Below are 24,306 nucleotides of genomic sequence, written 5' to 3'. Positions count from 1 at the left end.
TGGACGGGCTCCCGGGTGGGTGTCGTAGTCTGCGGGTCTGATTGCTGGCCCGGACTCCTCCGGGGCGGTCGTTCGTCCAGGGAGGGAACCCGTGCTCGACCTCGCCACCAGGCTGGTGCTGAAACCCGTTTCACGCGGGATCTGGCGTCCGGCCATCGAGGGCATCGAGAACGTGCCGCGCAAGGGCGGGGTGATCCTGGCCAGCAACCACCTGTCGTTCATCGACAGCGTGGTGATCCCGCTCACCGCCCCGCGCCGGGTCCACTTCCTCGCCAAGGCCGAGTACTTCACCGGCACCGGGCTCAAGGGCCGGCTCTCCAAGGGCTTCTTCGAGTCGATCGGCGCGGTTCCGGTCGAGCGCGGCACCTACCGCTCGGCCCAGGCCTCGCTGGAGTCGGCGCTGGAGATCCTGGAGGACGGCAAGGCCTTCGGCATCTACCCGGAGGGCACCCGGTCGCTGGACGGCCGGCTCTACCGGGGCAAGACGGGGGTCGCCTGGCTCGCGCTGACCGCGGGCGTCCCGGTCGTCCCGGTGGCCCTGGAGGGCCCGGAGCAGATCCTTCCGGTGGGCAAGCGGCTGCCGCGGATCAAGAAGGTGACCGTCCGCTTCGGCGAACCGCTGCACTTCGACGAGTTGCACGGGCAGGCCCGTTCGCTGAAGGCCCGTCGCCAGGTGACCGACGAGGTGATGGCGGCGATCCAGCGGCTCTCCGGCCAGGAGGTCGCGGACGGGTACAACGAGGTGCCGAAGGCGGCCTGAGCGCCGCGTCTCCGGCCTCCTGGCGTTCCGCGCGACCGGTACGAACGCGTGACCGGCGATCCGCGCGGCCGGAACGACCACCCGCGACCGGTGATCCGCGCGACCGGTACGACTACGCGTGACCGAGGGCGGCGTCCGACAGGGACGCCGCCTCCGGCGTCTCCCGGCGCAGCAGCGCCGCGTACCGTCCGTCCCGTTCCACCAGCTCCTCGTGGGTGCCGAGTTCGACCACCCGGCCGCGGTCCAGGACGGCGATCTGGTCGGCGGAGCGGACGGTGGAGAGCCGGTGCGCGATGGTGATGGTGGTCCGGCCGGCGGCCAGGGTGTCCACGGCCTGCTGGACGGCGTGTTCGGTGCGGTTGTCGAGCGCGCTGGTGGCCTCGTCCAGGATCAGCACGGGCGGGTTGCGCAGGATGGTGCGGGCGAGCGCGAGGCGCTGCTTCTCGCCGCCGGAGAAGCGGTAGCCGCGTTCGCCGACCAGGGTGTCGTAGCCGTCCGGGAGGGCGGAGATGGTGTCGTGGATCTGCGCGGCCCGGGCGGCCTCGACCAGTTCGGCGTCGCTGGCGCCCGGCTTGGCGAAGCGCAGGTTCTCGGCGACCGAGGCGTGGAAGAGGTAGGTCTCCTGGGAGACCACGCCGACCGCGCGGGCCAGGGTGTCGAAGGACAGCTCGCGCACGTCCACGCCGTCCAGGGTGACCCGGCCGCCGGTGACGTCGTACAGCCGCGGCACCAGGTAGCTGAGGGTGGTCTTGCCCGAGCCGGTCTCGCCGACGACGGCAAGGGACGTCCCGGCCGGGACCTTGAGCTCGACGCCGTCCAGGGTGGGACGCTCCTGCTCGGGGTCGTACCGGAAGTCGACGGCCTCGAAGCGGACCTCGCCGCGGATGTCGGCCAGGGTGACCGGGTGCGGCGGTTCGGCGATCTCCACCGGCAGGTCGAGGTACTCGAAGATGCGCTGGAAGAGCGCGAGCGAGGTCTGCACGTCCACGCCGGTGGAGAGCAGGCTGACGGTCGGGCGGAACAGGCCCTGCTGGAGGGTGACGAAGGCGACCAGGGTGCCGACCGAGACGATCGGCGCCCCGGCGGCGGAGGTCAGTCCGGCCGCCCAGTAGATCAGCGCGGGCATGGCGGCCATCACGATCATGATGGTGTTCATCCGCCAGCGCCCGGCCATGCTGGAGCGCACCTCCAGGTCGGCGAGCTGGTCGGACTGCTCGGTGAACTCCCGGGCCAGCGAGTCGGAGCGGCCCATGGTGCGGCCGAGCAGGATGCCGCTGACCGACAGTGACTCCTGGACCGCCGAGCTCATCGCGGCCAGCTGCTTCTGCCGCTCGGTGGTGATCTTCTTGCGCTCCTGGCCGACCCGGCGGCTGATCCAGACGAACAGCGGGAGCAGCACCAGCGAGATGACGGTCAGCCGCCAGTCGAGGGCGACCATGGCGACGATCGAGGCGATCACGGCGGTGAGGTTGGAGACCAGGCTGGTCGCGGTGGAGGTCACCGTGGACTGCATGCCGCCGATGTCGTTGGCGATCCGGGACTGCACCTCGCCGGTGCGGGTGCGGGTGAAGAAGGCCAGCGACTGCCGTTGCAGGTGGCCGTAGACGGAGGTGCGCAGGTCGTGCATGACGCGCTGGCCGACGGTGGTGGAGATCAGCGTCTGCAGCACGTTGAAGACGCTGTTCACCACGGCGGTGAGGATCATCCCGAGCGCGAGCAGGCTGAGCAGCCCGGTGCGGCCCTGCGGGATGGCGGTGTCCAGCACGGCCTTGAGCAGGAACGGCGAGACGACGGACACCACGGCGGAGGCGGCGACCAGCAGCCCCACCGTGGTGAGCCGGCCCCGGTAGGGGCGGAAGAGCGCGATGATGCGGCGCCACTGGGCCGGCGGGCGGGGGTCGCCCTCGGCGCGTTCGGGCGGGGTCCAGTTGATGGCGGGCCTCAAGTACGGGCCTCCCTGGGTCGGGCGCGCCGGGGTGCGGGCGCGGACGGGGGTGCGGCGGCCGGACGGACACCAGCATAGCGAGAGTAGCTCATAGTTAGGCAAGCTAATAGTGAGGGTGGCTCTATTCCCTCGCGCCGGATCCACTCCCGCCGGATCCCCTCCCACTGGATTCCCTCGCGCTGGAGCTGTCCCCGCCCGGCCGACCGGCCGCCGCGCGCGTCAGTTCGTCCGGTACGTGCGCGCCGCCTTCGAGGACAGCCCGCCGAGCTTGCCGGACGGCAGCACCCGGGCGAGCGCCACGGCCAGCTTGTAGCGCTTGCCCGGCACGGACACCGAGCGACCGCGGGCGAGGTCACGCATCGCCTCGTCCACCACCCGCTCGGCCGAGAGCCAGGACCAGGCGGGGATGTTGCCCGTGCCCATGCCCGCCCGCTGGTGGAACTCGGTCCGGGTGAAGCCCGGGCAGAGCGCCATCATCCGCACGCCCGTCCCGCCGAGGTCGCGCAGCACGCCCTGGGTGAAGCTGACCACCCAGGCCTTGCTCGCCCCGTACGTGCCGCGCGGCAGGAAGGCCGCCACCGAGGCGACGTTCACGATCGCGCCCCGGCCGCGCTCGCGCATCCCCGGCAGGGCGGCCGTGGTCAGCCGCAGGATCGCCTCGACGTGCACCTTGAGCATGTCCAGCTCGTCCTGGAGCGGGACGGTCCCGAAGGCGCCCTTGTTGCCGAAGCCGGCGTTGTTGACCAGGAGGTCCACCGGGCGGGCGGCGTCCGCGAGCCGGGCCTCGACGGCGGCGATGCCCTCGTCGGTGGCGAGGTCGGCGGTCAGCACCTCCGTCTCCGCGCCGTACTTGAGCTGCAGGTTCGCGCTCGCGCGCTCCAGGCGCTCGGTGTCGCGGGCCACCAGGACGAGGCGGTATCCGCTGCGGGCGAGCCGGCGCGCGAACGCGGCTCCGATGCCGGCGGTCGCGCCGGTGATCAAGGCTGTGGTCATGCCCAGACCGTACCGACTCACCGCAGCCGCGCCCACACCCAGGGCAACGTCCCAGCTCAGCGGGCTGCGGATGCAGGCACCGGATCGTGCTCGTAGTGTCGGACAGGGGCATCGCCCGACCGGGTGATGAAAACCAGACGAGGAGGCACATCTGATGCTTACTCAGTTCCGGACCGAAACCGCTTCGGCGTCACGCAGCGCGACGCTCGCCGAGGCCGAAACACTCGCGAGCCTGATGGTGGAGGACGAGGCCGTCGTGTCCGACGCGCCCACGTACTCGCCCGAGGCCGCCGGTGTCCTGCTGGCGCTGATCCTGCTGTCGCCGAAGCAGCCCAAGGAGAAGCCGACCCGGTGAGCCCCGGGCGGCCCGACCGCCGGGCCGGTTCGCCACGGCGGACCGGCCCACTCCGTACCGGGACCCAGCGCCCGCAAGGGAGGCACCACCGATGCCGTTCGCCGAGACGCCGCTGCGCGACACCTACGCCGCCGCCGTGGAACAGGTGGCGGGCCGGACCCTCGACGCCCTCCGCAACGGAGACGGCGCCGCCGCGATCGTGGACCCGGACACCGCCGCCACGCGCCCGCTGCTGGCTGCGGTACGCGTGCTCGGAGCGGACCTGTTCGCCCCGCAGCTGTTCACCGGAACCGAACCGGACGGCCCCACCGCGGCCCTCCTGTCCGAAGGACGACGCGCCTTCCCGGCACCCGCGCCGGCCTCGCCCGAGGCGGAACTGGTGATCGGGTGGCAGGACTGGGCGGCCGGCCAACTGCTCGCCCGCACGCCGTACGGGACCGCCGGAGCACAACCGGCCCCGCTCCCCGACCCGGCCGCCATGGGCTGGCAGGCCTGGTCGGTGCGGATGGCACAGCTGTCCGCGCTCGCGCTGCCGGGCCTCGACGGTCCGGTGCACGAGACGGCCCGGACGAACACGTCGGCGCTCGCCCGCGGCACCGTCCGCGCCATGCTGCGCCGCGACCTCACCACCGCCGCCCGACTCACCCGCTGGCTCGCCCGGGCCGCCGCCGACGGCCACCCGTCGCGGCTGGAACTCGAACCCGTCCTGGAGCGGATCCGGCTGGCCGGCGACGGCAGCGCCCGCACCGGACTGGAGCTGGAAGCCGCCCGCCGACTGCTCCTGCGCTCCCGGCCGCCGACCGCCGAAGGGAACCGGGTACCGTGACCGACACCCTCGTCCTCGCCACCGCCCAACGGCTCGCCTCCCGCGCGCTGGGCTGGCTGCACACCTCCCACCGCAACGGCCTGGGCCGGATCCCCGACGACATCGTCATCGACCTCGCCGACCCCAACGACGTCTACAAGCCGCTGGGCGAAGTCGCCCTGGCCGCCTCGCTCGTACTGCGCGACGGCGTCACCGGGCCCGCCGACAGCCGGGCCGCGCAGGAACTGCTCGACCACGCCTGGGCGCAGTTGCGCGAGGGCGACCTGCTCTACGAGCGGCAGCTGCGCCACCTGACCATGACCGACCCGCTGGAGACCTACGCCCACTTCGCCCGGGCCGGGTACCGCCACCCCGCGCTGGAGGAACTCCTCGACTCGCTCAGCCGGTTGCGGTCCGTGCACGCCGCCGAGGTCCAGCCCAACCGGCGGCTCGCCGTGGCCAACGCCCGACGGATCGTCGGGCTCGGCCACCGGCCGGACTGGTCCGCCCTGGCCGCCGGCACCTGGCTCGGCGCGACCCCCGAGCCCTGGACCGTCAACTGGATGACCGGCTACCAGGTCACCCACACCGTGTTCCACCTCACCGACTGGGGCGCCCGCCCGGACGGCCTGCCCGCACCGATGCGCGACTACCTGCGCGACTGGCTGCCGGTCTGGCTCGACATCTGGGCGGAGATCGGACAGTGGGACCTGGTGGCCGAACTCCTCGTCGTCGACGCGTGCATCGGCGAACCGGCCACCGGGCGGCAGGGCTGGGAGGCGCTGGCCACCGTCCAACGCGAGGACGGACTGCTCCCCCGCGACACCGACCCCGTCGACGAGGACCCCGAGCGGGCGTTCCGCGACCACGAGCACACCGCCGTCGTCGCGGTGGTCGCCGGGGACATCACGCTCGCCCGGGCGCTCGGCGCGACCACGGCGGCCGGGTGAACCCGGCCCCCGGACTCGACCCGCTGGTCGCCCGGGCGGTGCGGGCGGCCGGGCCGTACGCCACCGCCGTCACCGTCGCCGTCGCACGAGGGGGCGCGGAGGAGATCCGGTGCCACGGACGGCTCGGGCACCGGCCGACCGCGCCGCCGTGCACCCCGGACACCGTCTTCGAACTCGGCTCGGTGACCAAGACCTTCACCGCGCTGCTGCTGGCCGACCTGGCCGTACGCGGTGAACTCGCCCTGGACGACCCGGTGGAGAACCGGCTGCCGCCCCACTGGCGCCCGGCGCGCGTCCGTTCCACCGAACCGATCCGCCTGCTGCACCTGGCCACCCACACCTCCGGCCTGCCCCGCCTACCGCCGGGGCTGCTCGCGAGCGCCGCGCCGGCCTGGTCCAGCAACCCCTACGCCGCGTACGGCGACGAGCAGTTGAGGGACGGACTGGCCCGAACCACCGTACGCGGGACGCCGGGCAGCCGGTACGGGTACTCCAACTACGGGGTCGCGCTCCTCGGCCGGGCCCTGGCCGAGACCGCCGCGATGCCGTACGGGGAGCTGCTCGCCGAACGGATCTGCCGACCGCTGGGGCTGCGCTCCACGGGCTGCTCGCCGGACACACCGGGGCAGGCGGTCGGACACCGGCGCGGGCGGGCGCTGCCGCCCTGGCGGATCCCCGGCCTCCCGGGCGCCGGCGCGGTACGGGCGAGCGGGGCCGACCTGATGCGCTATCTGCGGCTCCATCTCGACGGCTCGGACGGCGAGTTGGGGGCAGCGGCGCGGGACGTCCAGCGCTTGAGACTGCGGCTGCCGCACTCGACCGACCGGCTCGGCCTGGTCTGGATGCACCGGCAGTCGGGCGGGCGGGACCTCTACTTCCACTCCGGCGGCACCCGGGGGTTCACCGCCTTCGTCGGCTTCGCGCCGCAGGGACCGGCCGCCGTCGCCGCGCTGGCCAACACCGCGCCCGCGCTCAACGGACGGTTCGTACAGGCGGGGTACGAGCTGCTGCGGGCCGCCGCCCGGGCTGGCTAGACGGCCACCGCCTTGGCCCGGTCGGCGGCGATGTGCACCGCCAGACCGGCGAGCACCGTGCCCATCACGTACCGCTGGACGCGCAGCCAGGCCGGGCGGCGGCCCAGGAAGCCCGCGATGCCGCCCGCGGTCATCGCGATCAGGCCGTTCACGGTGACCGCGATCACGATCTGGACCAGGCCCAGCACCAGGCTCTGCAGGGCGACGTGGCCGCGCTCGGGCGCCACGAACTGGGGCAGCAGCGAGATGTACACGATGGCGATCTTGGGATTGAGCAGGCAGGTCAGGAAGCCCATCGCGAACAGGCGGCGCGGCGGGTCCGGCGGCAGCTGCTGCGGGGCGAAGACCGCCGCACCGCCGGGCTTGACCGCCTTCCAGGCCAGCCAGAGCAGATAGCCGGCGCCGGCCAGCTTGATCCCGGTGTAGAGGGCGGGGACGACCGAGAAGACCGCGGCCACTCCGGCCGTCACCGCGACCAGGTAGACCAGGAAACCGGTCGCGACGCCCGTCAGCGAGACCAGTCCGGCCCGGCGGCCCTGGGATATCGAGCGGGACACCAGGTAGATCATGTTCGGTCCCGGCGACAGCACCATGCCCAGCGCCACGGCGGCGATGCCGAGCACGGCGTGGCCGTCCACGGCGGATGTCAACGTGTCCCACGCATCCAGCTCGTCCATGCGAGGAGGCTAGGGCGCGGAGCCGCCTCGATGCAATGATGGCTTTGCACTCGGTGCAATGAGCCCCCGGCCTCCCGGGGCGCGAAGGAGTGGGGGACCGATGGACGACTACCGGCTGATCGCGGACGAGGTCGCCGCCGACATCATGACCGGACGGCTACGGCCCGGCGGGCAGCTGCCCACCCAGCGGGCCTTCGCCCGCCGCCGGGGCATCGCCGCCTCGACCGCCGGCCGGGTCTACCGCGAACTCGCCCGGCGCGGGCTGACCGTCGGCGAGGTCGGCCGGGGCACCTTCGTCCGGGCCGGGCGCGGTACGGCGGCCGACGACGGGCGGATCCCGCTCGCCGAACCGGCCGACGCGCCGATCGACCTGGAGCTCAACTACCCCACCGTGCCCGGGCAGTCCGAACTGCTGGCCGCCGCACTGGCGCCGCTGCTGCGGGCGGACGCGCTCGGCGAGGCGCTGCGGCCGGTCGGCGCGGCGGGGACGGCGGCCGCCCGGCGGGCCTTCGCGGACCTGCTGTCGACGGATGCGGGCGGCTGGGGCGCCGACCCCGGGGAGCTGCTGTTCGCGGGCAACGGGCGGCAGGCGGTCGCGGGGGCGCTCGCCGCGCTGGTGCCGCCCGGGCGGCGACTGGGGGTCGAGGCGCTGACCTACCCGGTGGTCAAGGCCGTGGCCGGGCAGCTGGGCATCCGGCTGGTGCCGCTCGCGGTCGACGAGCACGGGCTGCGGCCCGACGCCCTGGCGGCGGCCCACCGCGCGGCGCCGCTCAGCGCGGTGTACGTCCAGCCCCGGCTGCACAACCCGCTCGGCACCAGCCTGCCGCCCGAGCGGGCGGCGGCCCTGGCCGGGGAACTGCGCCGACTGGACCTGCCGGTGGTCGAGGACGCGATCTGGTCCTTCCTACGGCCCGGGTCGGCTCCGCTCGCCGCGCTGGCGCCCGAGCGGACGGTGCTGGTCGACAGCCTCTCCAAGCGGCTCGCCCCCGGACTGACCACCGGGGTCGCGGTCGTCCCGGACGCGCTGCGCGAGCGGGTCGCGGGGGCGCTGCGGGCCGGCGGGTGGACGCCGAACGGCTTCGCACTGGAGGCGGCGGTGCGCTGGATCGGGGACGGGACACCGACCGCGGTGGCGGCGGCGAAGCGGGCGGACGCGACCGCCCGGCAGACGCTGGCCCGGGAGGTGCTCGCCGGACAGCGGCTGCGGGCGGACCGGTGCTCGTACTACCTGTGGTGGGAGCTGCCGGGGGCCTGGCGGGCGGAGACCTTCGTCGCCGCGGCCGCCCGGGCGGGCATCTCGGTCACACCCGCGGCCGCCTTCGCGGTGGACCCGCGGAGCACGCCGTCCGCGGTACGGGTGGGGCTGGCCTCGCCGCCGTTGCCGGTGCTGGGGTGGGCGCTGGGGGTGCTGGCGGGGATCGCGGGGGCGGGTGAGGGTGGCGGGTGACAACTGACAGATGACAGATTTCGAAAGTTGTTATCCGTCATCTGTTATCCGTCATCTGTTATCCGTCATCTGTCAGTTGTCAGCTGTTCGCTGTCAGCCGTCAGTCCCCCGCCCCGTCCGCTCCCTCCGCACCGCGGTGTCAGCCGCGCCGCCGGCCCCGACCGCGCGCAGGCGGGAGGCGGCGGTGGCCGCGAGCTGCGGGGCGAGCTTGGCGACGTCGCGGGAGCCGACCACGGCGATCAGGCTCGGCAGCAGCCAGCGCACCGGCTGCATCCCGCGCAGCCACGCCTGGGCGTACACATGGGCCGAGCGCCGGGCGATCCCGGCGACGATCCGGTCCACGGCCGGCTCCAGCGGGTACGTCTTGTTGGCCGGCCACGGCAGCCGGCTGCGCATCTGCTTGAGCACGGCGTCCTCGTCGGCACCGCGCACCATGTCGGTGTCGGTCCAACTCAGGTACCCCACACCGACCTTGACGCCCTGGTAGGCGACCTCGGCGCGGATCGAGTGGGCGAAGGCCTCCACCCCGGACTTGCTGGCGCAGTAGGCGCTCATCAGCGGTGCGGGCGTGAGCGCGGCGAGCGAGGCGATCTGCAGCAGGTAGCCGCGGCTCTCGGTGAGGACCGGCAGGAAGGCCCGCGCGGTGGCGACGCTGCCGAGCAGATTGACCTCGATCACCCGGCTGAACGCCCGGTGGTCGCTGTCGGCGAGCGGTCCGCCGATCGCGATCCCGGCGTTGGCGACCACGGTGTCGATCCGCCCGTAGTGCTCCTTGATCCGCTCGGCGGTGTCAGCAAGCGCCTCCAGATCGGTGACGTCCACCTCCCACGCCGTGGCTGCGGCGCCGCACTGCGCCGCGACGGCCTTCAACTCCTCGGGTTCCAGCCCCAGTAGCGCGACCTTGGCCCCGCGCCGGGCCAGCTTCCGGGCCAGCGACGCGCCGACTCCACGGGCGGCCCCGGTGACCACCACGACCTGCGCGGACAGCGGCGGAATGGCATTCATGCGACGGTGGTCCTCTCGACGGCGGGATCGACGGCGGGATCGACGGCGGGGTCGACGGCGGGAGCAGGGTCGACGGCAGGAGCGGGGGCGGGGACGGAAGCGGTCCCGGTGGGTGCACCCGCCAGGTGGGCGGAGGCCATCCGGTGGATCTCGGCCGCGACCTCCGCCGGACGCTCCAGCGGCGCCATGTGACCGACCCCGGGCAGCAGCAACAGCCCCTGCGGGTCGGCGAGTTCGGCGACCATCCGGTGGGCGTGCACCGGCGGGGTGAGCCGGTCCGCGGTGCCCGCCACCACGGCGGTGGGGGCGGTGATCCGGCCGAGCCCGGCCCGTACGTCCAGCCGGTCGAGCACTCCGGCCCAGTGGTAGCGGACCGCGGCCGGGCAGGCGTGCACGATCCGGGCCGTCGCCTCGACCTGCCCGGCAGGTGAACCCGGCCCCATGGTCGCGTACTTGAGCGCGGCCCGACTCACTCCCGAGACCGGCCCGAGCGGCATCCGGGAGCGCAGCAGCTGCCGGTGCAGGAAGCGCCGCAGACGCGGGGCGCGCAGGCCGTCCGGCAGGACGGTGAGTTCGGCGACCAGGTCGGCCGGGCCGGTGGAGATCAGGACGTTCGCGGCGGTGCGCTCGGCGACCTCGGGGCGGCCGCCGGCGGCCATGATGGTCATGCCCCCCATGCTGTGCCCGGCCAGCACGGCCCGCTCCCCCGCCGGGACGGTCCGCGCGAGCACGGCGGCCAGGTCCTCGGCGAGTGCCCGGGTGGAGTAGCGGGCCCGGCTGGGCGGGATCTCGCTCTGCCCGTGGCCGCGCTGGTCGTAGGCCACCAGCCGGTAGCGGTCGGAGAGTTCGCGGATCACCGGGGCCCAGAAGGCGGTCGAGCAGGTCCAGCCGTGGGACAGCACCACGGTGGGAGCGCCGGGTTGGCCGTGCACCTCGACGTGCAGTCGGATGCCGTCCGCCGATCGGATGCTCAACTCCTCGACGGGCGTGGGCTGGACGTACTCGGCGGGGAGCTGGACGGTGCTCACGCGGTGGCCTCCTGGGCGGCGGTGGAAGCGGCGGAACGGGTGGTCCTCGGCCCGGTGCGCATGATCAGCTCGTACTCGCCCAGGTCGACCTTGCGGGTGGCGCGGCGGAAGGAGGTCGTGGAACCGGGCCAGAGCACGGTGTTCTTGCCGCTCGGGTCCAGGTACCAGCTGCGGCAGCCGCCGGTGGTCCAGACGGTGCGGTCCATCCGGTGCTGGAGTTCCAGGTTCCACTGCCGCTGGGCCCGGACGGTGGGCTGCATGGCGGCGGCGCCCACCGTGTCGAGCGTGGTCAACGCGTCGATCATGTAGTTCAGTTGGGACTCGATCATGAGGATCATCGAGCTGTTGCCGAGGCCGGTGTTGGGGCCGATCACGAAGAAGAGGTTCGGGAAGCCGTGCACGGCCGAGCCGCGCAGCGCCTCCATCCCGTCCTTCCACTCCTCGGCCAGGCTGGTCCCGTTCGCGCCGAACACCCGGGCTCCGACGGGCATGTCGGTGACGTGGAAGCCGGTGCCGAAGACGATGGCGTCGACCTCGTGCTCGCTGCCGTCGGCGGCCACCAGGGTGGAGCCGCGCAGTTCGCGCAGGCCGGAGGAGACGACCTCGGTGTTGGCCGCGGCGAGCGCCGGGTAGTAGGTGTTGCTGAGCAGGATGCGCTTGCAGCCGATCCGGTAGTCCGGGGTGAGCCTGGCGCGCAGCGCCGGGTCCGCGACGCCCTGGGCGATGTGGCGTTCGGCGAGCTGCTGGACGACGCGCAGCAGCCCGGGGCGGCGCACGAAGGCGTCGACCTGCATCTCGCGGAGCGCGAACAGGGTGCCGCGGCGGATCTTGGCGGTGACCGGCAGCCGGCCGTGCAGCCATTTCTCCAGCTGGCTGATCTCGCGGTCGCGGCGCGGCAGGACCCAGGCGGGGGTGCGCTGGAAGACGGTCAGCTTGCCGACCTTCGGCTGGATCGACGGGATGATCTGGGCGGCGGAGGCGCCGGTGCCGACCATCGCCACCCGCTTGCCGGCCAGGTCGAAGTCGTGGTCCCAGCGGGAGGAGTGGAAGACCTTGCCGGGGAAGGCGCTCAGGCCGGGCAGGTCGGGGATCTGCGGGTCGGCGAGCGGTCCGGCGGCGGAGACGACGGCGTCGGCGGTCCACTGGCCGGCCGCGGTGGTGATCCGCCAGCGGGTCTGCTCGGCCTCCCAACGGGCCTCCAGCACCTCGGCGTTGAAGCGCAGGTGGGGGCGTATCCCGAAGACGGTGGCGACCTTCTCCAGGTAGGCGCGGATGTCGGGCTGGCCGGAGAAGCTGCGCGGCCAGTCGGGGTTGGGCGCGAAGGAGAAGGAGTAGAGGTGCGAGGGCACGTCGCAGGCGCAGCCGGGGTAGCTGTTGTCGCGCCAGGTGCCGCCGACCGAGTCCGCGCGCTCCAGGACGACGAAGTCGGTGATGCCGGCGCGGCGCAGTCGGACGGCCGCGCCGAGGCCGCCGAAGCCGGAGCCGATCACGGCCACCCGCACGTGCGGTACGGCCTCCGTCGCGGCGCCGGGGTCGGGCGCCGGGGTCGCGCCGGGGCGGGGGCGCTTGCTGCTGGATGCCATGCGGCCTCCTCCTGAGGGTGGGGCGGTGGTCTTCACGCTCTTCCGGGGGCGGCGCCCTCGGAAACCTCCGGGGCCGTGCCCCGGAACCCTGCCAATCGCGCCAGTAATCACTGGCATGGTTGGCAGGATAGTCCTTGCTGACACCGGATGGAAGAAGCACGACGGCCCGGATCCACCGGAAGTCCCCGGACTTCCCCCAGGGCCCGCCGCCGACGTGACGGACCTATGCTGATCGCCGTGGACAAGGTCAGAGCTGCTGCGGGCGACAGAAAACGCGAGTACCGGGTGGAGGAACTGGCCGAAGCGGCCGGGATCACCACCCGCACCCTGCGCTTCTACCGTGAGCGCAAGCTGCTCCCACCACCCCGCAAGGAGGGCCGGATCGCCTGGTACGGCGAGGAGCACCTGACCCGGCTGCGGATGATCGGCGAACTGCTCGACCGCGGCCACACCCTGGGCGGGATCGCCGAACTGATCGGCGCCGGCGAGAGCGGGCGGGACGTCGCCGAGCTGATCGGGCTCGAAGCCGCGATCGTCGCCCCCTGGTCGGACGAGACCCCGGTGCGCCTGGAGTGGGAGGAGCTCAAAGCCGCCTTCGGGGACCAGCTCACCGAGGAGAACACCGCCGAATCGATCGCCCAGGGCTACATCACCGTCGAGGAGGACGGGATCACCCACGTCAGCCGCCGGCTGATGGACGCCACCACCGAGCTGGTCGCCGAGGGCGTACCGCTCTCGGCCGTCCTGGACGCCAGCCGGCGCACCCGGGAGCACGTCGACGCCATCGCCGAGATCTTCATCGACGTGGTCAGCGACCACCTGCTCAGCGTGCTCTCCGCCGACACCCCGCTGGCGCCGGGCGAGGCGGCCCGGCTCACCGAACGCATCCTGCGGGTACGGCCGCTCGCCCGCACCGTCGCCGACGCGCAGTTCACCCTCGCGATGGACCGCCGGGTGCGGGCCGAGTACGCCGAACTGCTGCGCCAGCGACGGGAGTACGACTCCGAGGCGTAGCGGGTCGGCTGGGCGGGCAGGGATTTCCGCGCCCCGTCAGTCCGTTGAGGAGCCGCCGATGCCCCGCACCCTCGGCCGTCGAACCCCCGACCGCCGAACTCTCAGTCGCCGCACGGCACTCGGCCTCGCCGCCGGGCTCGCCCCGGGCCTCGCGCTCGCCGCCTGCGGGGCCGACTCCCCCACGCCGGGCGGCGGTCCGACCGGCTCCGGCGGCACCCGTACCGTCCAGCACGCGCGCGGCACGAGCACCGTACCGGACCGGGCCGCGCGGGTGGTGGCCCTGGACACCGACGCCCTCGACTCGGTGGTCACCCTCGGGCTGAGCCCGGTCGGCGCCACCACCGTCAGCGAGGGCGCGCCCTTCCCCGGGTACCTCCCCGCCGAGCGGCTGGCCGGGACGAAGGCGGTCGGCGCGATCGGCCAGCCCAACCTGGAGGCGATCGCGGCGCTGCGGCCGGACCTCATCCTCAGCAACCAGGTCCGCGACGACAAGCGGTACGACCAGCTCTCCAGGATCGCTCCGACCGTACTGTCCAGGACCACCGGCCCGACCTGGAAGGAGAACGTCCAGCTGCACGCTGAGGCGATGGGGCGCGCGACCGAGGCCGAGACGGCGGACGCGGCGTACCGGACCAAGGTCCGGGACCTCGTGACCGCACTGGGCGGGCCGGCCAAGGCAGCGGCCACCCGGGTCGAGATGGCCCGCTTCCTGGCCGGCGCGCCCACCCGGCTCTACCTCGACGACACCTTCGTCGGCTCGCTGTTCAAGGACCTCGGGCTCGGCCGCCCGGCCAACCAGGGCAAGCCGGGGTTCTCACTGGAGATCAGCCCCGAGCAGGTGGACCAGGCGGCGGCCGACGTCATCTTCTACTCGGTGTACGGGGACGCGGCGAAGTCCGACCGGGCCCGGATCACCGAGGGAGCGCTGTGGAAGAACATCGACGCCGTCCGCACCGGCCGGGTGTACCAGGTGGACGACAGCCTCTGGATGCTCGGCATCGGCTACACCGGAGCCGGGCTGATCCTGGACCAGATCCGCAAGGACCTGGCGTGACGGCCGGCGGGTGGGGACGGACGGCCGGCGACTGACAGATCACGGCGAACAGATCACAGCAAACAGATAACAGATGACAGATTTCAACATCTGTTATCTGACATCCGTTATCTGTTCGCTGTCGCCTGTCGCCTGTCGTCTGTCGTCTGTCGCCCGTCAGCCGTCCGACGCACCCGACGCCAGAACCCGAACCCGGGCCCCGCAGCGCCACCCCGCAGCGCCGCCACGCACGCACGACGGCGGGGGCGACGGTGGTCCGCACACCGTCGCCCCCGCCGCCCGACCCGGCCGTTCGGCACCCACAGTCCGACCGGGACCTGCTCGGACGCGCCCCGGGTCGGGCCTGCCCAACTCAGGCCCGACCCGGTTCAGGCCCGAGTCAGTTGACGTTGACCGCGGTCCAGGTGGCCGCGACCGCGTTGTACTCGGCGCTGTTGGCGCCGTACAGGTCCGACGCCGCGCTCAGGGTGGCCACACGGGCGCCCGCGTAGTCGGTCGTCGAGGTGAAGTACGCGGTCAGCGCCTTGTACCAGATCTGCGCGGCCTTGTCCCGGCCGATGCCGGCGAGCGAGGAGCCGTCCGCCGTCGGGCTGTTGTAGTTGAACCCGTTGATCGTCTTCGCGCCGCTGCCCTCGGACAGCAAGTAGAAGAAGTGGTTGGCCACGCCGGACGAGAAGTGCACGTCCAGGTTGCCGACGTTGGCGTCCCAGTAGTCGGCCGAGTTGCCGTCCTGACTCGGCTGGTCCATGTAGCGCAGCGGCTTGCCGTCGCCGTTGATGTTGATGAGCTCGCCGATCTGGTAGTTCGGCGGGTTGGCGGGCAGGTTGGCGTACCACTCCACCATGGTGCCCATGATGTCGGAGGTGGCCTCGTTGAGGCCGCCGGACTCTCCCGAGTAGTTCAGGTTGGCGGTCGCCGCGGTGACGCCGTGGCTCATCTCGTGGCCGGCCACGTCGAGTTCGGTGAGCGGGGCGCTGTTGTTGTTGCCGTCGCCGTACGACATGCAGAAGCAGTCGTCGCTCCAGAACGCGTTGACGTAGTTGGAGCCGTAGTGGACCCGGCTGAGGGCGCCGACGCCGTCGTTGCGGATGCCGTTGCGGCCGAAGGTGTTCTTGTAGAAGTCCCAGGTGGTGGCGGCGCCGAACTGGGCGTCCACGGCGGCGGATTCGCGGCTGTTGTTGGTGCCGTCGCCGAAGCTGTTGCTCGGGTTGGCGAACAGCGACCCGCTGCCCGACTCGCTGTTGCTCATGTCCGTGGTGGACTGGCCGCCGCGGCTGGTGTCCTTGAGCTCGAACTGCGAGCCGTTCTGGTTGGTGTTGAGGGAGACCTGGCCGACGAAGATGCCGTTGCCGGTGCCGGTGGCGGTCTCGATCTTCTCGTGGGTGGAGAGGACCTTGCCGTCGGCCGCGTCGGTGACCAGGATCTGGGCGCTCGGGGTGCCGTCGGCGCGCACGCCCTCGACGGTGGTCCGGTAGGCCAGGCGCGGGTTGCCGTCGGTGGCCCAGACGACCAGCTCGGCCTTGCCGACCTGGTGGACGCCGGTGATCGGGGCCTGGTCGGCGTCGATGGTCTGGCCGATGGTGGCCTTGACCGTGCCGGCGGCCTGGTCGGCGGCCTTGTCCGCGGGGATCTTCGGGGTCAGGCTCGGCAGCGCGATCCGGGCGGAGACGGCCTTGTCGACCGACTTCACGCCACCGTCGGACTTCTGGTGGACGACCAGGTCGCCACCGATCACCGGAAGGCCAGCGTAGGTGCGCTCGAAGCGCAGGTGCTTGGTGCCGTCCTGGTCGACGACGGCGTCCTTGGCCACCAGCTTCTCCTGGCCGCCGAGGCCGAGCACCTGGGCGAGCGGGGTGGACTGACCCTGGGCCACGGCGAGCACGGCCGCGTGCTGGGAGGCGGCCTGCGCCTGCAGCGACGGGGCCGCGGGGGCGGCCTGGGCGGTGGTGGCCACCTGGATGACACCGGTCAGCATGGCCGTGGCCGAGAGCACGGCGACAGCAGCGAGCTTACGCTTCAACGTAAGAGTCCTTCCGGGAAACCGCGTCTGGGCGCGGTCGCACCACGCTCCGGGGGCCGGGGTCGGCACCTGTGGGGCGGAGCGGGCGCTGACGTGCAGGAACCCCGTGCGGTCGAGCGGCTTGCCACCGAGGGGTGGGGGTGGGGGCTACCGCTGGGGGGTGACCAGAAGCATGACAATCCAACAGATGAATTGACAGGTCTGCATCAGTGATTGGCCAGGTCCCGCCAGTTGGTAAAGGGATTCAAAAGGCGGTCAAACCGGGGCAATGCGAGCGGCCTTGCAGGGGGTTCCGATCCGAACCAGGCCCGACCGCCTGCGCCGACAGCGGATCGGTCACCGACCACCGGCCGGGGTGTCAATACCGATGACCGGCCGATCGGCTTTTACATCCTTGTAGAAGTTTCCATACACACCCTTGACGCCCCATTGGCGAGGTCCCGCCATCGAACGCCCTTGCCCGCCGGGGCGACGGCCTGATAGGACCGGCGCCCCGGTGACCGGCCGCCTACGCGCCGTACTCCCGTGCGGCGGCCAGCAGTTGGCGCAACGAGGGGTTCACCATCGGACGGCCGGCCACCCGCACCGTCGGCACGGTCTCGTTGCCGTCCGCGACCGAGCGCACGTAGGCGGCCGCGTCCGGGTCCTTCCAGATGTTGACCCGGGTGAAGCGGCGGCTGTACCGCAGGCGGGTGAAGAGCAGCCCGAACCGCAGCTTCATGCAGTAGGTGCACAAGGGGCGCCAGTAGAGCACCACTTCACCGCTCCCGGCCACCCCGTCCGTCGCCGAACCGTCCGTCGCCGCGCCGCTCGTTGCACCGCTCGCCGCGCCGCTCGTTGCGTCCGTCACTGCAGCCTCCACTCCTGCGCCGTGTTCCCGGGTGTGCACGCGACCATGGTGAGCTCGTTGCCGGGGCCGTTGTCCGTCATGCACGACTGGTTCTGGTAGTCGCCCAGCGTGTACGAGCCCGGGGTGCTGCCGTTGCGGACCGTCCACCGGGTCAGGAAGCTGTAGCCGTTGCTCAGCACGACCTTTCCGTCCATGGTCTGGACGAGCTGGGGGCCGCCGTTGTTGCAGGCGTTGAACAGGATCCAGTTGCCCGGGTCGGTGGCGCGCACCCAGCCGTACTGCGAGGCGCCGCCGAGGACGATCGGGTTGTCGCCGTTGAGGTTGTCGCTGCGCATCCCGATCGGGCGGCCGTCCTTGACGCTGACGATGGTGCTCCAACTGCTGCCGCCGCAGGACGCGGGGCGGCCGGCCGCCGGCGGGGCGGGCGGGTTCCCACCCGCCGACGAACCGCCCGAACCACCTGAACCTCCCGAACTGCCCGAGCCGCCTGAACCGCCGCCCTGGGAGGCCGGGTTGCCGGGCTTGGACGGCGGCTGGTCCGCCGCCGTCCCCCCGCCGGCGGGCTGGCCCCCCGAAGCCCCGCCGGCGGCCGCGCCGCCACCGGGATTCGAGCCGCCGCGCCCCTGGGCGGCGCCGCTTCCGCCGCCGCCCTGGGCCGGTACGGGTACGGGCAGTTGGGTGCCGGGCGGCGCCCCGCCGACGGTGGCCTGCTGGTCGGCGCTCGGGGCGGCCGACGGGGTGTCGGTCGGTGACGGCGTGACGGGTCCGGAGGTGGTTGCGGCCGGGGTGGTGGCGGCCGGGGCCGCCGGGACCGTCACCACCACGGTGGGCTGGGCGGCGGGCGGCACGGCCGCGTCGGACCGGCCGGGGCCGCGGTCGACCAGCAGCACCGTCGCCGTGCCCATCGAGATCACGATCGGGACGACCACCGGGAGCAGCAGGGTACGGCGCGAGCGGCGTCGGCCCGGCTCGGTCTCCGCCTGCGGGTCCGTCCGCACCAACTGCTCCGGAGCGGCTGGTGCGGCGCCGACAGCGGCCCCCGCCGGGACGACGGCGGCGCCGCCGCTCGGAGCACCGGTCGGGGAAGCGGGCGCGGCACCGGCTTCGGGAACTGCCCCAGGTGAGGCCCCAGGTGCGGCCCCGGCCCCAACAGCGGCCGCCGCGGCCGCACCGCCCGCCGGGGCCGCACCGGCGTCCGCCCGGAGGTCGACCGTCCCGCTGTCCGCAGCCTTCCGGGCCGCCCCCGGCAGCCCGATCGCCACCCGGGCCGCCGCCGCCATCCCGGCGGCGCTCTCGAAGCGGTCCTCGGGCTGCTTGGCCAGCGCGGTGGCGATCAGCGCCCGGACCGCCGCCGGGAAGGTCTCCGGCAACTCCGGTACCGGCTGGTTGACGTGCTTGAGCGCGACCTGCAGCGGCCCCTCGCCCTGGTACGGCACACGCCCGACGAGCAGCTCGTAGCCGACCACGCCGATCGAGTACAGGTCGGAGGCCGGGCCGGTGGTCTCCCCCGAGGCCTGCTCGGGGGACATGTAGGCCGCGGTGCCGATGACCGCGTACGGCGCGGTGAGCTTGGTGCTGGCGACGGCCCGGGCGATGCCGAAGTCGGTGATCACCACCCCGCCGTCCTCGCGCACCATCAGGTTGGAGGGCTTGAGGTCACGGTGCACGATCCCCCGCCGGTGGGCGGCGTGCAGCGCGTCCAGGGCGTCGGCGAGCAGGCGCAGCGCCCGCTCGGCGCTCATCGGACCGTCGTCCTCGAGTACCCGGTCCAGCGGCCGGCCCTCGATCAGGTCCATCACGATGTAGGCGCAGTGGGCGTCGTCGCCGTCCCCGCCGCTCTCCCCGTAGTCGTGCACGCCCACGATGCCGGGGTGGTCGACCGCGGCGACCAGCTGGGCCTCACGGCGGAACCGCTGGAGGCCGGTGCCGTCCTCGAACAGGTCCGCGCGGAGGATCTTCACGGCGACCGGCCGGGCCAGCACCCCGTCCTCGGCCCGCCAGACCGACCCCATCCCCCCGCCGCCGACCTTCTCGACCAGCGTGTACCGCCCGCCGAGCACGGTGCCCGCGCTACTCATCTCCCCTGCCCCCAGGTGTCATGACCCTCCCCGCCGGGTCGTCGGCACACAGTGTGCCAGAGCGTGCCGCGGGCCCAGCAGCCGCTGTGAGGAGGGGGATTGCCCCCGGAAGTCAGGCCTTCCGGGCGATTCGGACCTGCCGGGACACGGCCCGGACGGCCTCGGCGACCACCCCCGGCCGGTCCTGGTGGACGGCGTGCCCGGCCCCGGGCACCACCAGGTGGACGCCGAGGGCGGCACCGGCCGTGATCCGCGCCTGCGCGGCGGTGAAGCGGGCCCGCAGCCCTCGGGGCAGCCCCAGCGTCGCGCTCAGCACGATGACCGGCACCTCGGGTGACGGCCCGGCGGCCCGGAGACGGCGCAGCTGCCCGGTCTCCCGGTTCGACAGCCGGCTCTCGGCCCGTACGGCCCGCCGCTGGTGGGGGTGGGCGAGGACGGCCGCCTCGGCCCGGTCCGCCGCGTTGCCCGGGCCCGGCGCATCCCCCGGCCCCGGCGCATCCCTCGGCCCCAACCCGGCGGGCGCCCGCGCCGCCCGGAGCAGCCCGATCTGCAGCAGCAGCGACTCGATCACGCTGATCGCGCGCGGTCGGAAGTCCTCGTGCGCCGGATCGATCAGGACCAGTCCGGCGACCAGTTCCGGCCGCTCCCGGGCCAGGAGTTGAGCCAGTTGCCCGCCCCAGCTGTGCCCGACCAGCACCACCGGCCCGGCGTCCAGGTGCCGGACCGGCGCGGCCAGGTCCGCGACCTGCGCGGCCAGGGTCGGGGCCGGGGAGCGGTCGGGTTAGCTGGCGCCGAGCCCGGCCCGGTCGTACGCCACGACCCTGGCTCACCCGGCGAGTTCGGGCAGCAGCGGGGCCCAGGTGAGCGAGCTGGTGCCCATCCCGGTGACCAGGACGACCGGCACGACCGGCACTACCGGCACACCGCCACCCGGCCCGGAGCCCGACCCCGGACCGTCGCCCGGCTCCGGCACCGGCACCGCGCCGGGCCCTGCCTCCAGCCAGCGCAACGCCCGTCCGCCACGGTCGAGTTCACCCCGTCGCACACCGCCGGGCAGGTGCTCGGCCAGTGCCTCGGCGATGGCCTGCTGAACTCCGGTCAGGGCCGGTGCCCGGCCGGCCGGCACACCCCACCTGCTGGTTGCCACTTCCGCCCCCCCGGCCGGCCGTCACGACGGAGCCACCCTACGTCGCTCCGTCCACGACCGGCCGGGGGCCCTGGGGTGCCTGGGGCACCTGGGGTGCCTGGGCGGCGAACCGGGGCGCTACGCCGACAGGTTGCGCTTCAACAGGTCGAACAGTGCCGACCAGTGCCGGGCGTCACCGCCCGCGTCGTACCGGGTGGTGTCAGCCTGGGTGTAGCCGTGCCCGGCGCCCTCGTACACCTCCGCCCGGTGGCGGACCCCGGCGGCGGTGAGCGCCTCGTCGAGGCGGGCGATCTGCTCGGGCGGCATCGACACGTCCTGGTCGGCGTGGCCGAAGTACAGCTCCGCGGTGATGCGTTCGGCGCGCAGGTGCGGGCTGCCCGGGCGGTCGGTGGCGAGGTGGCCGCCGTGGAAGCCGCCGACCGCGGCGATCCGGTCCGGGTGGCTGACGGCGGCGCTCAGGGCCAGGTAGGCGCCGAGGCAGTAGCCGGTGACGCCGATCGGACCGTCCTGGACCAGCGGGGACTCCTCGAACCAGGCCAGGAAGGCGCCCGCGTCGCGCGCGGCCGTCTCCGGGTCCCTGGCGGCGAGGAGCAGCGGGCCGAGCTGGGCGAAGATCTCGTCGCACTGCTCGATGTCGATCATCTCGGGCAGTTCCACCAGCGGTGCGCGGCCGCTGCGGTAGTACAGGTTGGGGACGAGGACGGTGTACCCGGCCTCGGCGATCCGGTCGGCCATGGCCTTCAGGTGGGGCCGTAGCCCGAAGGCGTCCTGGTAGAGCAGCACGCCGGGGTGGGGCAGGCCGTCATCGGGGTGGGTGAGATAGGCGTCGGCGGCGCCGTCTGCTGCCGGAATGTCCACGAGGGTTCCGCGCACAGTCATGGGTGAGAGCTCTCCTTAGGGTCGCGGGCAGCGTAACCGCTGCGGGCCCGGAACCGGGAACGCTCATGTCGGGACGACACGTTGGGCCTGACATGGGGCTGGTCGTGGGAGTGGCGTGCGTGGCCTTGGCCGCGGTCGGGCTGGTGCTACTGGCGAGTTGGCAGGTGTGGTCCGAGTCCTCGCCGCGTCGTCGTGAGCGCACGCCTGGGGCCGGTGGTGGCGGCGGTGGCGGTGGCGGCGTGCTGGGCGAGATGCACGCGCTGTTCAGTCCGGGCAAGCGGATCCAGGTCGAGCAGCGCCGGGAGCAGACCTCCCGCCGGGACGACACCCTGGCCGGAGCCCCGCCGCACTTCGGGGTCGACCTGGACCGTGGCGTGGCGGTGCTGCGCCGGCCGGACGGCGCCAAAGGCCCCGGCACCGGCACCGAGCGTTAGGGCGGGCGCGGGCCGGGCAGGGGCGGGGCGCGTTCCGTGGACCGTCCGTCAGAACCGGCGGATCCGCTCCTCGTCCGTGGTGCGCGGGCAGGTCAGACAGGCGAGCGCCTCGGGCCCGACGGCGTAGTAGAGGCAGCAGCCGAGCCGGGTGCGGGTGTGGTGGTCCTGGCCGTCCGGCGTGCGCAGCCGGCGGAAGTCGGCGGCTCCGGGCAGCGGCAGGGTGCCGCCGGGCAGCAGGGCCGCGGCGGCGACGACGGCGGCGTCCTCCCCGGCCGTGACACCCCCAGCCGTAGCGCTCCCGGCCGTAGTACCCCCGGCCGCGTCGTCCTGCGCGTCGAGCATCCGGCCGAGGTACCAGACGGCGGAGGCGAGGTCGTCGGTCACCATGCCCCAGAGCGCGCGGTCGCGGCGCCGGGTCGGTCCGGCGAACGCGGCGAGCACCGGTTCGAGGTGGGCCACCACGGCGGCCCGTAGTTCGGCGCGCAGTTCGTCGTCGCCGGGGAGGGTGACGTGCCCGCGCGGGCGCAGGGCGAGGTCGCCGGTCGGGGCGTGCAGCCAGAGGTCGGCGGGGTCGACGGCGGGGACGCGCCGGGCGAGGCGCCAGGGGCCGGCGACGAGCAGGCAGACGGACCAGGCGTAGTGGTGGAGCAGTCGGGAGGCGGTGACGTGCGGGCGGGGCGCGCGGCCGTGTTCGGCGGCGATCCGCTCCTCCGCCCCGGCCAGGACGGCGGCCAGGGCCCGTTCGTCGGCGGCGAGTCGGGCGCCCGAGTACCAGCCGTCGGCGGCCGAGGGGTCGGGTTCGGCGGGGTCGAGCAGGTGCAGCCGGAGCGCGGGGCAGAGGTCGCGCAGCCGCCGGTAGTCGCCGGTGAGGGCGGCCAGGGCGGTCGGGTCGGCCAGCTCCGTCCGGTCCGTCCGGTCGGCCAGGCCGCTCAGGGCGGTCGACCGGTCCCCGGGGCGAACGGGCCGGGAGTCGACCGGCCGGGAGCAGGCGGGTGCGACGGGCAGGGGTGTTCCGGGGACCATCCGCACTCCCGAGTTCGACTCCGAGTGATCGTTAAGGTGAGGCTCACCTTACAATGCCTCAAAGGGTGCACCGACCACCGAGCTGCGCACCCCGGTGTGATGTACGACCATCGGCACGATCTTGACGAATTTAGGCAAACCTAACCTAAGATGTCGACTCGTGCTGAGAACCGACCCACCCGCCACCACAGCCCCGGCGACGCCCCGTCCCGCGGCGGCGCTCCAGCGGCCGCTGCTGCTGGTCGCCGGTGTGGCCGCACTCGTGCTGTGCGCCGCCCTGAGCCTCGCGCTGGGCTCCCGCGCCATCCCGCTGTCCACCGTCGTCGACGCCCTCACCGGCGCCGCCCACGGCGGGGACGCCGACGTGGTGACGGGCCTTCGGGTTCCGCGCACGCTCATCGGCCTGGCCGTCGGAGCCGCGCTCGGCGTCGCCGGGGCGGTCGCCCAGGGCGTCACCCGCAACCCGCTGGCCTCCCCGGTCACCCTCGGCATCAACGCCGGCGCGAGCCTCGCCGTGGTCGCCGCGATCTACGCGCTGGACCTCTCCCGCCCCTCCCAGTACGTCTGGTTCGCCTTCGCCGGGGCGGCCGTCGCCGCCGTCTCCGCCTACGGCATGTCCCGGCGCGGCGGGGACCTCGACCCGATCCGGCTCGCGCTCGGCGGCACCGTGCTCACCGTGGTGCTCACCTCCTGGACCTCCGCGCTGATGCTGGCCAGTCACCGCACCCTGGACGAGGCCCGGTTCTGGCTGGCCGGCTCGATCGCCGGACGCCACCTGGACACCCTCACCCCGGTGCTGCCGTTCCTGGCGCTCGGCCTGGTGGCCGCCTTCGCGATCTCCCCCGCGCTCAACGCGCTGGCCCTGGGCGACGAGACCGCCCAGGCACTGGGCGTGCCGGTGGCGCGGATCCGGGTGGTCGGCGGCCTGGCCGTCGTCCTGCTCGCGGGCAGTGCGGTCGCCGTCTCCGGACCGGTGGCGTTCATCGGACTGGCCGCGCCGCACCTGGTCCGCGCCCTCCTCGGCAACGACCACCGCTGGCTGCTGCCCGGCTGCCTGATCACCGGCCCGCTGCTGCTGCTCGCCGCCGACGTGCTCGGCCGGCTCGTGGTGCAGCCCTCCGAGATCGAGGTCGGCATCGTCACCGCCTTCCTCGGCGCGCCGCTGCTCGCGGTGCTGGCCCGGAAGGTGGCCAAGTGAACGACCGGAACCAGCGAACCGTCAAGA

22 protein-coding genes and 1 pseudogene are annotated in these 24,306 nt (G+C 73.6%); 10 read left to right on the top strand and 13 right to left on the bottom strand.

Annotation, left to right across the window (positions count from 1 at the left end; genetic code table 11):
* Window positions 1-91 precede the first annotated feature (91 nt).
* Window positions 92-760 carry a lysophospholipid acyltransferase family protein gene (locus ACFXOZ_RS12865; protein ID WP_375891371.1) on the top strand — a complete coding sequence of 223 codons (669 nt, stop codon included), beginning with the start codon at window positions 92-94 and terminating at the stop codon, window positions 758-760.
* Between the two features lie 112 nt (window positions 761-872).
* On the opposite strand, the gene ACFXOZ_RS12860 is transcribed toward ACFXOZ_RS12865, so the two are convergent.
* Both ACFXOZ_RS12860 and ACFXOZ_RS12855 read right to left on the bottom strand, forming a co-directional pair.
* Window positions 873-2,705 (bottom strand): ABC transporter ATP-binding protein, encoded by a 1,833-nt coding sequence (locus ACFXOZ_RS12860; RefSeq protein ID WP_375891370.1) that lies wholly within the window; start codon window positions 2,703-2,705, stop codon window positions 873-875.
* Between the two features lie 219 nt (window positions 2,706-2,924).
* On the bottom strand, window positions 2,925-3,698 hold the full coding sequence (locus tag ACFXOZ_RS12855) for an SDR family NAD(P)-dependent oxidoreductase (RefSeq protein ID WP_380404085.1): 774 nt from the start codon (window positions 3,696-3,698) through the stop codon (window positions 2,925-2,927).
* Between the two features lie 154 nt (window positions 3,699-3,852).
* On the opposite strand from ACFXOZ_RS12855, the gene ACFXOZ_RS12850 reads away from it, so the two are divergent.
* The 4 genes from ACFXOZ_RS12850 to ACFXOZ_RS12835 all read left to right on the top strand — a co-directional run bounded on the left by ACFXOZ_RS12850 (window position 3,853) and on the right by ACFXOZ_RS12835 (window position 6,842).
* Window positions 3,853-4,053 carry a hypothetical protein gene (locus ACFXOZ_RS12850; protein ID WP_375891366.1) on the top strand — a complete coding sequence of 67 codons (201 nt, stop codon included), beginning with the start codon at window positions 3,853-3,855 and terminating at the stop codon, window positions 4,051-4,053.
* Between the two features lie 91 nt (window positions 4,054-4,144).
* Entirely contained in the window at window positions 4,145-4,879 is a 735-nt protein-coding gene (locus ACFXOZ_RS12845) for a hypothetical protein (protein WP_380521052.1), read from the top strand.
* On the top strand, window positions 4,876-5,808 hold the full coding sequence (locus ACFXOZ_RS12840) for a DUF6895 family protein (RefSeq protein WP_375891362.1): 933 nt from the start codon (window positions 4,876-4,878) through the stop codon (window positions 5,806-5,808). The genes ACFXOZ_RS12845 and ACFXOZ_RS12840 overlap by 4 nt, the downstream gene beginning before the upstream one ends.
* Window positions 5,805-6,842, top strand: coding sequence for a serine hydrolase domain-containing protein (locus tag ACFXOZ_RS12835; RefSeq protein WP_380589911.1), 1,038 nt, complete (start codon window positions 5,805-5,807; stop codon window positions 6,840-6,842). Before ACFXOZ_RS12840 ends, ACFXOZ_RS12835 begins: the two co-directional genes overlap by 4 nt.
* Here the strand turns inward: ACFXOZ_RS12835 and ACFXOZ_RS12830 are convergent.
* Window positions 6,839-7,519, bottom strand: a complete 681-nt coding sequence (locus tag ACFXOZ_RS12830) for a LysE family translocator (RefSeq protein ID WP_380521046.1) — start codon at window positions 7,517-7,519, stop codon at window positions 6,839-6,841. The genes ACFXOZ_RS12835 and ACFXOZ_RS12830 overlap by 4 nt on opposite strands.
* A 100-nt stretch (window positions 7,520-7,619) precedes the next feature.
* On the opposite strand from ACFXOZ_RS12830, the gene ACFXOZ_RS12825 reads away from it, so the two are divergent.
* Window positions 7,620-8,966, top strand: a complete 1,347-nt coding sequence (locus ACFXOZ_RS12825; protein ID WP_380589908.1) for a PLP-dependent aminotransferase family protein — start codon at window positions 7,620-7,622, stop codon at window positions 8,964-8,966.
* 93 nt (window positions 8,967-9,059) lie between these two features.
* Here ACFXOZ_RS12825 and ACFXOZ_RS12820 read toward each other — a convergent pair whose 3' ends face one another.
* The 3 genes from ACFXOZ_RS12820 to ACFXOZ_RS12810 are packed head-to-tail and all read right to left on the bottom strand — an operon-like array spanning window position 9,060 to window position 12,582.
* Entirely contained in the window at window positions 9,060-9,971 is a 912-nt protein-coding gene (locus tag ACFXOZ_RS12820) for an SDR family oxidoreductase (RefSeq protein ID WP_380589905.1), read from the bottom strand.
* The gene (locus ACFXOZ_RS12815; protein WP_380589902.1) at window positions 9,968-10,999 is read right to left on the bottom strand and encodes an alpha/beta fold hydrolase; all 1,032 of its coding nucleotides are present in this window, start codon (window positions 10,997-10,999) and stop codon (window positions 9,968-9,970) included. The genes ACFXOZ_RS12820 and ACFXOZ_RS12815 overlap by 4 nt, the downstream gene beginning before the upstream one ends.
* A complete protein-coding gene (locus ACFXOZ_RS12810; RefSeq protein WP_380589899.1) occupies window positions 10,996-12,582 on the bottom strand; it encodes a flavin-containing monooxygenase in 1,587 nt (528 codons plus the stop codon). The genes ACFXOZ_RS12815 and ACFXOZ_RS12810 overlap by 4 nt, the downstream gene beginning before the upstream one ends.
* A gap of 225 nt (window positions 12,583-12,807) precedes the next feature.
* On the opposite strand from ACFXOZ_RS12810, the gene ACFXOZ_RS12805 reads away from it, so the two are divergent.
* Both ACFXOZ_RS12805 and ACFXOZ_RS12800 read left to right on the top strand, forming a co-directional pair.
* Window positions 12,808-13,596: a MerR family transcriptional regulator gene (locus tag ACFXOZ_RS12805; RefSeq protein WP_380589896.1), complete on the top strand. Its 789-nt coding sequence runs from the start codon at window positions 12,808-12,810 to the stop codon at window positions 13,594-13,596.
* 58 nt (window positions 13,597-13,654) lie between these two features.
* A complete protein-coding gene (locus ACFXOZ_RS12800; RefSeq protein ID WP_380589893.1) occupies window positions 13,655-14,650 on the top strand; it encodes an ABC transporter substrate-binding protein in 996 nt (331 codons plus the stop codon).
* Between the two features lie 379 nt (window positions 14,651-15,029).
* On the opposite strand, the gene ACFXOZ_RS12795 is transcribed toward ACFXOZ_RS12800, so the two are convergent.
* The 6 genes and pseudogenes from ACFXOZ_RS12795 to ACFXOZ_RS12770 all read right to left on the bottom strand — a co-directional run bounded on the left by ACFXOZ_RS12795 (window position 15,030) and on the right by ACFXOZ_RS12770 (window position 21,624).
* The gene (locus ACFXOZ_RS12795) at window positions 15,030-16,625 is read right to left on the bottom strand and encodes a M4 family metallopeptidase (RefSeq protein ID WP_380589995.1); all 1,596 of its coding nucleotides are present in this window, start codon (window positions 16,623-16,625) and stop codon (window positions 15,030-15,032) included.
* A 553-nt stretch (window positions 16,626-17,178) separates the two neighbouring features.
* Entirely contained in the window at window positions 17,179-17,520 is a 342-nt protein-coding gene (locus ACFXOZ_RS12790) for a glutaredoxin domain-containing protein (RefSeq protein WP_380589890.1), read from the bottom strand.
* A complete protein-coding gene (locus ACFXOZ_RS12785) occupies window positions 17,517-19,598 on the bottom strand; it encodes a serine/threonine-protein kinase (RefSeq protein ID WP_380589887.1) in 2,082 nt (693 codons plus the stop codon). The genes ACFXOZ_RS12790 and ACFXOZ_RS12785 overlap by 4 nt, the downstream gene beginning before the upstream one ends.
* Before the next feature lie 112 nt (window positions 19,599-19,710).
* Window positions 19,711-20,361 (bottom strand): annotated as a pseudogene (locus ACFXOZ_RS12780) (alpha/beta fold hydrolase); the annotation flags it as partial.
* A 63-nt stretch (window positions 20,362-20,424) separates the two neighbouring features.
* Window positions 20,425-20,745: a hypothetical protein gene (locus ACFXOZ_RS12775; protein WP_380589884.1), complete on the bottom strand. Its 321-nt coding sequence runs from the start codon at window positions 20,743-20,745 to the stop codon at window positions 20,425-20,427.
* A 117-nt stretch (window positions 20,746-20,862) separates the two neighbouring features.
* Window positions 20,863-21,624, bottom strand: coding sequence for a dienelactone hydrolase family protein (locus ACFXOZ_RS12770; RefSeq protein WP_380589881.1), 762 nt, complete (start codon window positions 21,622-21,624; stop codon window positions 20,863-20,865).
* 119 nt (window positions 21,625-21,743) lie between these two features.
* Here ACFXOZ_RS12770 and ACFXOZ_RS12765 point away from each other — a divergent pair, with 119 nt between their 5' ends.
* A complete protein-coding gene (locus ACFXOZ_RS12765) occupies window positions 21,744-22,058 on the top strand; it encodes a DUF6191 domain-containing protein (protein ID WP_380589878.1) in 315 nt (104 codons plus the stop codon).
* 48 nt (window positions 22,059-22,106) lie between these two features.
* Here ACFXOZ_RS12765 and ACFXOZ_RS12760 read toward each other — a convergent pair whose 3' ends face one another.
* The gene (locus ACFXOZ_RS12760; protein WP_380589875.1) at window positions 22,107-23,081 is read right to left on the bottom strand and encodes an iron-sulfur protein; all 975 of its coding nucleotides are present in this window, start codon (window positions 23,079-23,081) and stop codon (window positions 22,107-22,109) included.
* A gap of 232 nt (window positions 23,082-23,313) precedes the next feature.
* Between ACFXOZ_RS12760 and ACFXOZ_RS12755 the strand changes: the two genes are divergently transcribed.
* A complete protein-coding gene (locus ACFXOZ_RS12755) occupies window positions 23,314-24,279 on the top strand; it encodes a FecCD family ABC transporter permease (RefSeq protein WP_375891472.1) in 966 nt (321 codons plus the stop codon).
* Window positions 24,280-24,306: the final 27 nt, after the last annotated feature.

Origin of the sequence: Kitasatospora sp. NPDC059160, from assembly GCF_042755465.1 — a bacterium.
Classification (GTDB): domain Bacteria; phylum Actinomycetota; class Actinomycetes; order Streptomycetales; family Streptomycetaceae; genus Kitasatospora.
This window is presented reverse-complemented; position numbering and strand designations above follow the sequence as displayed.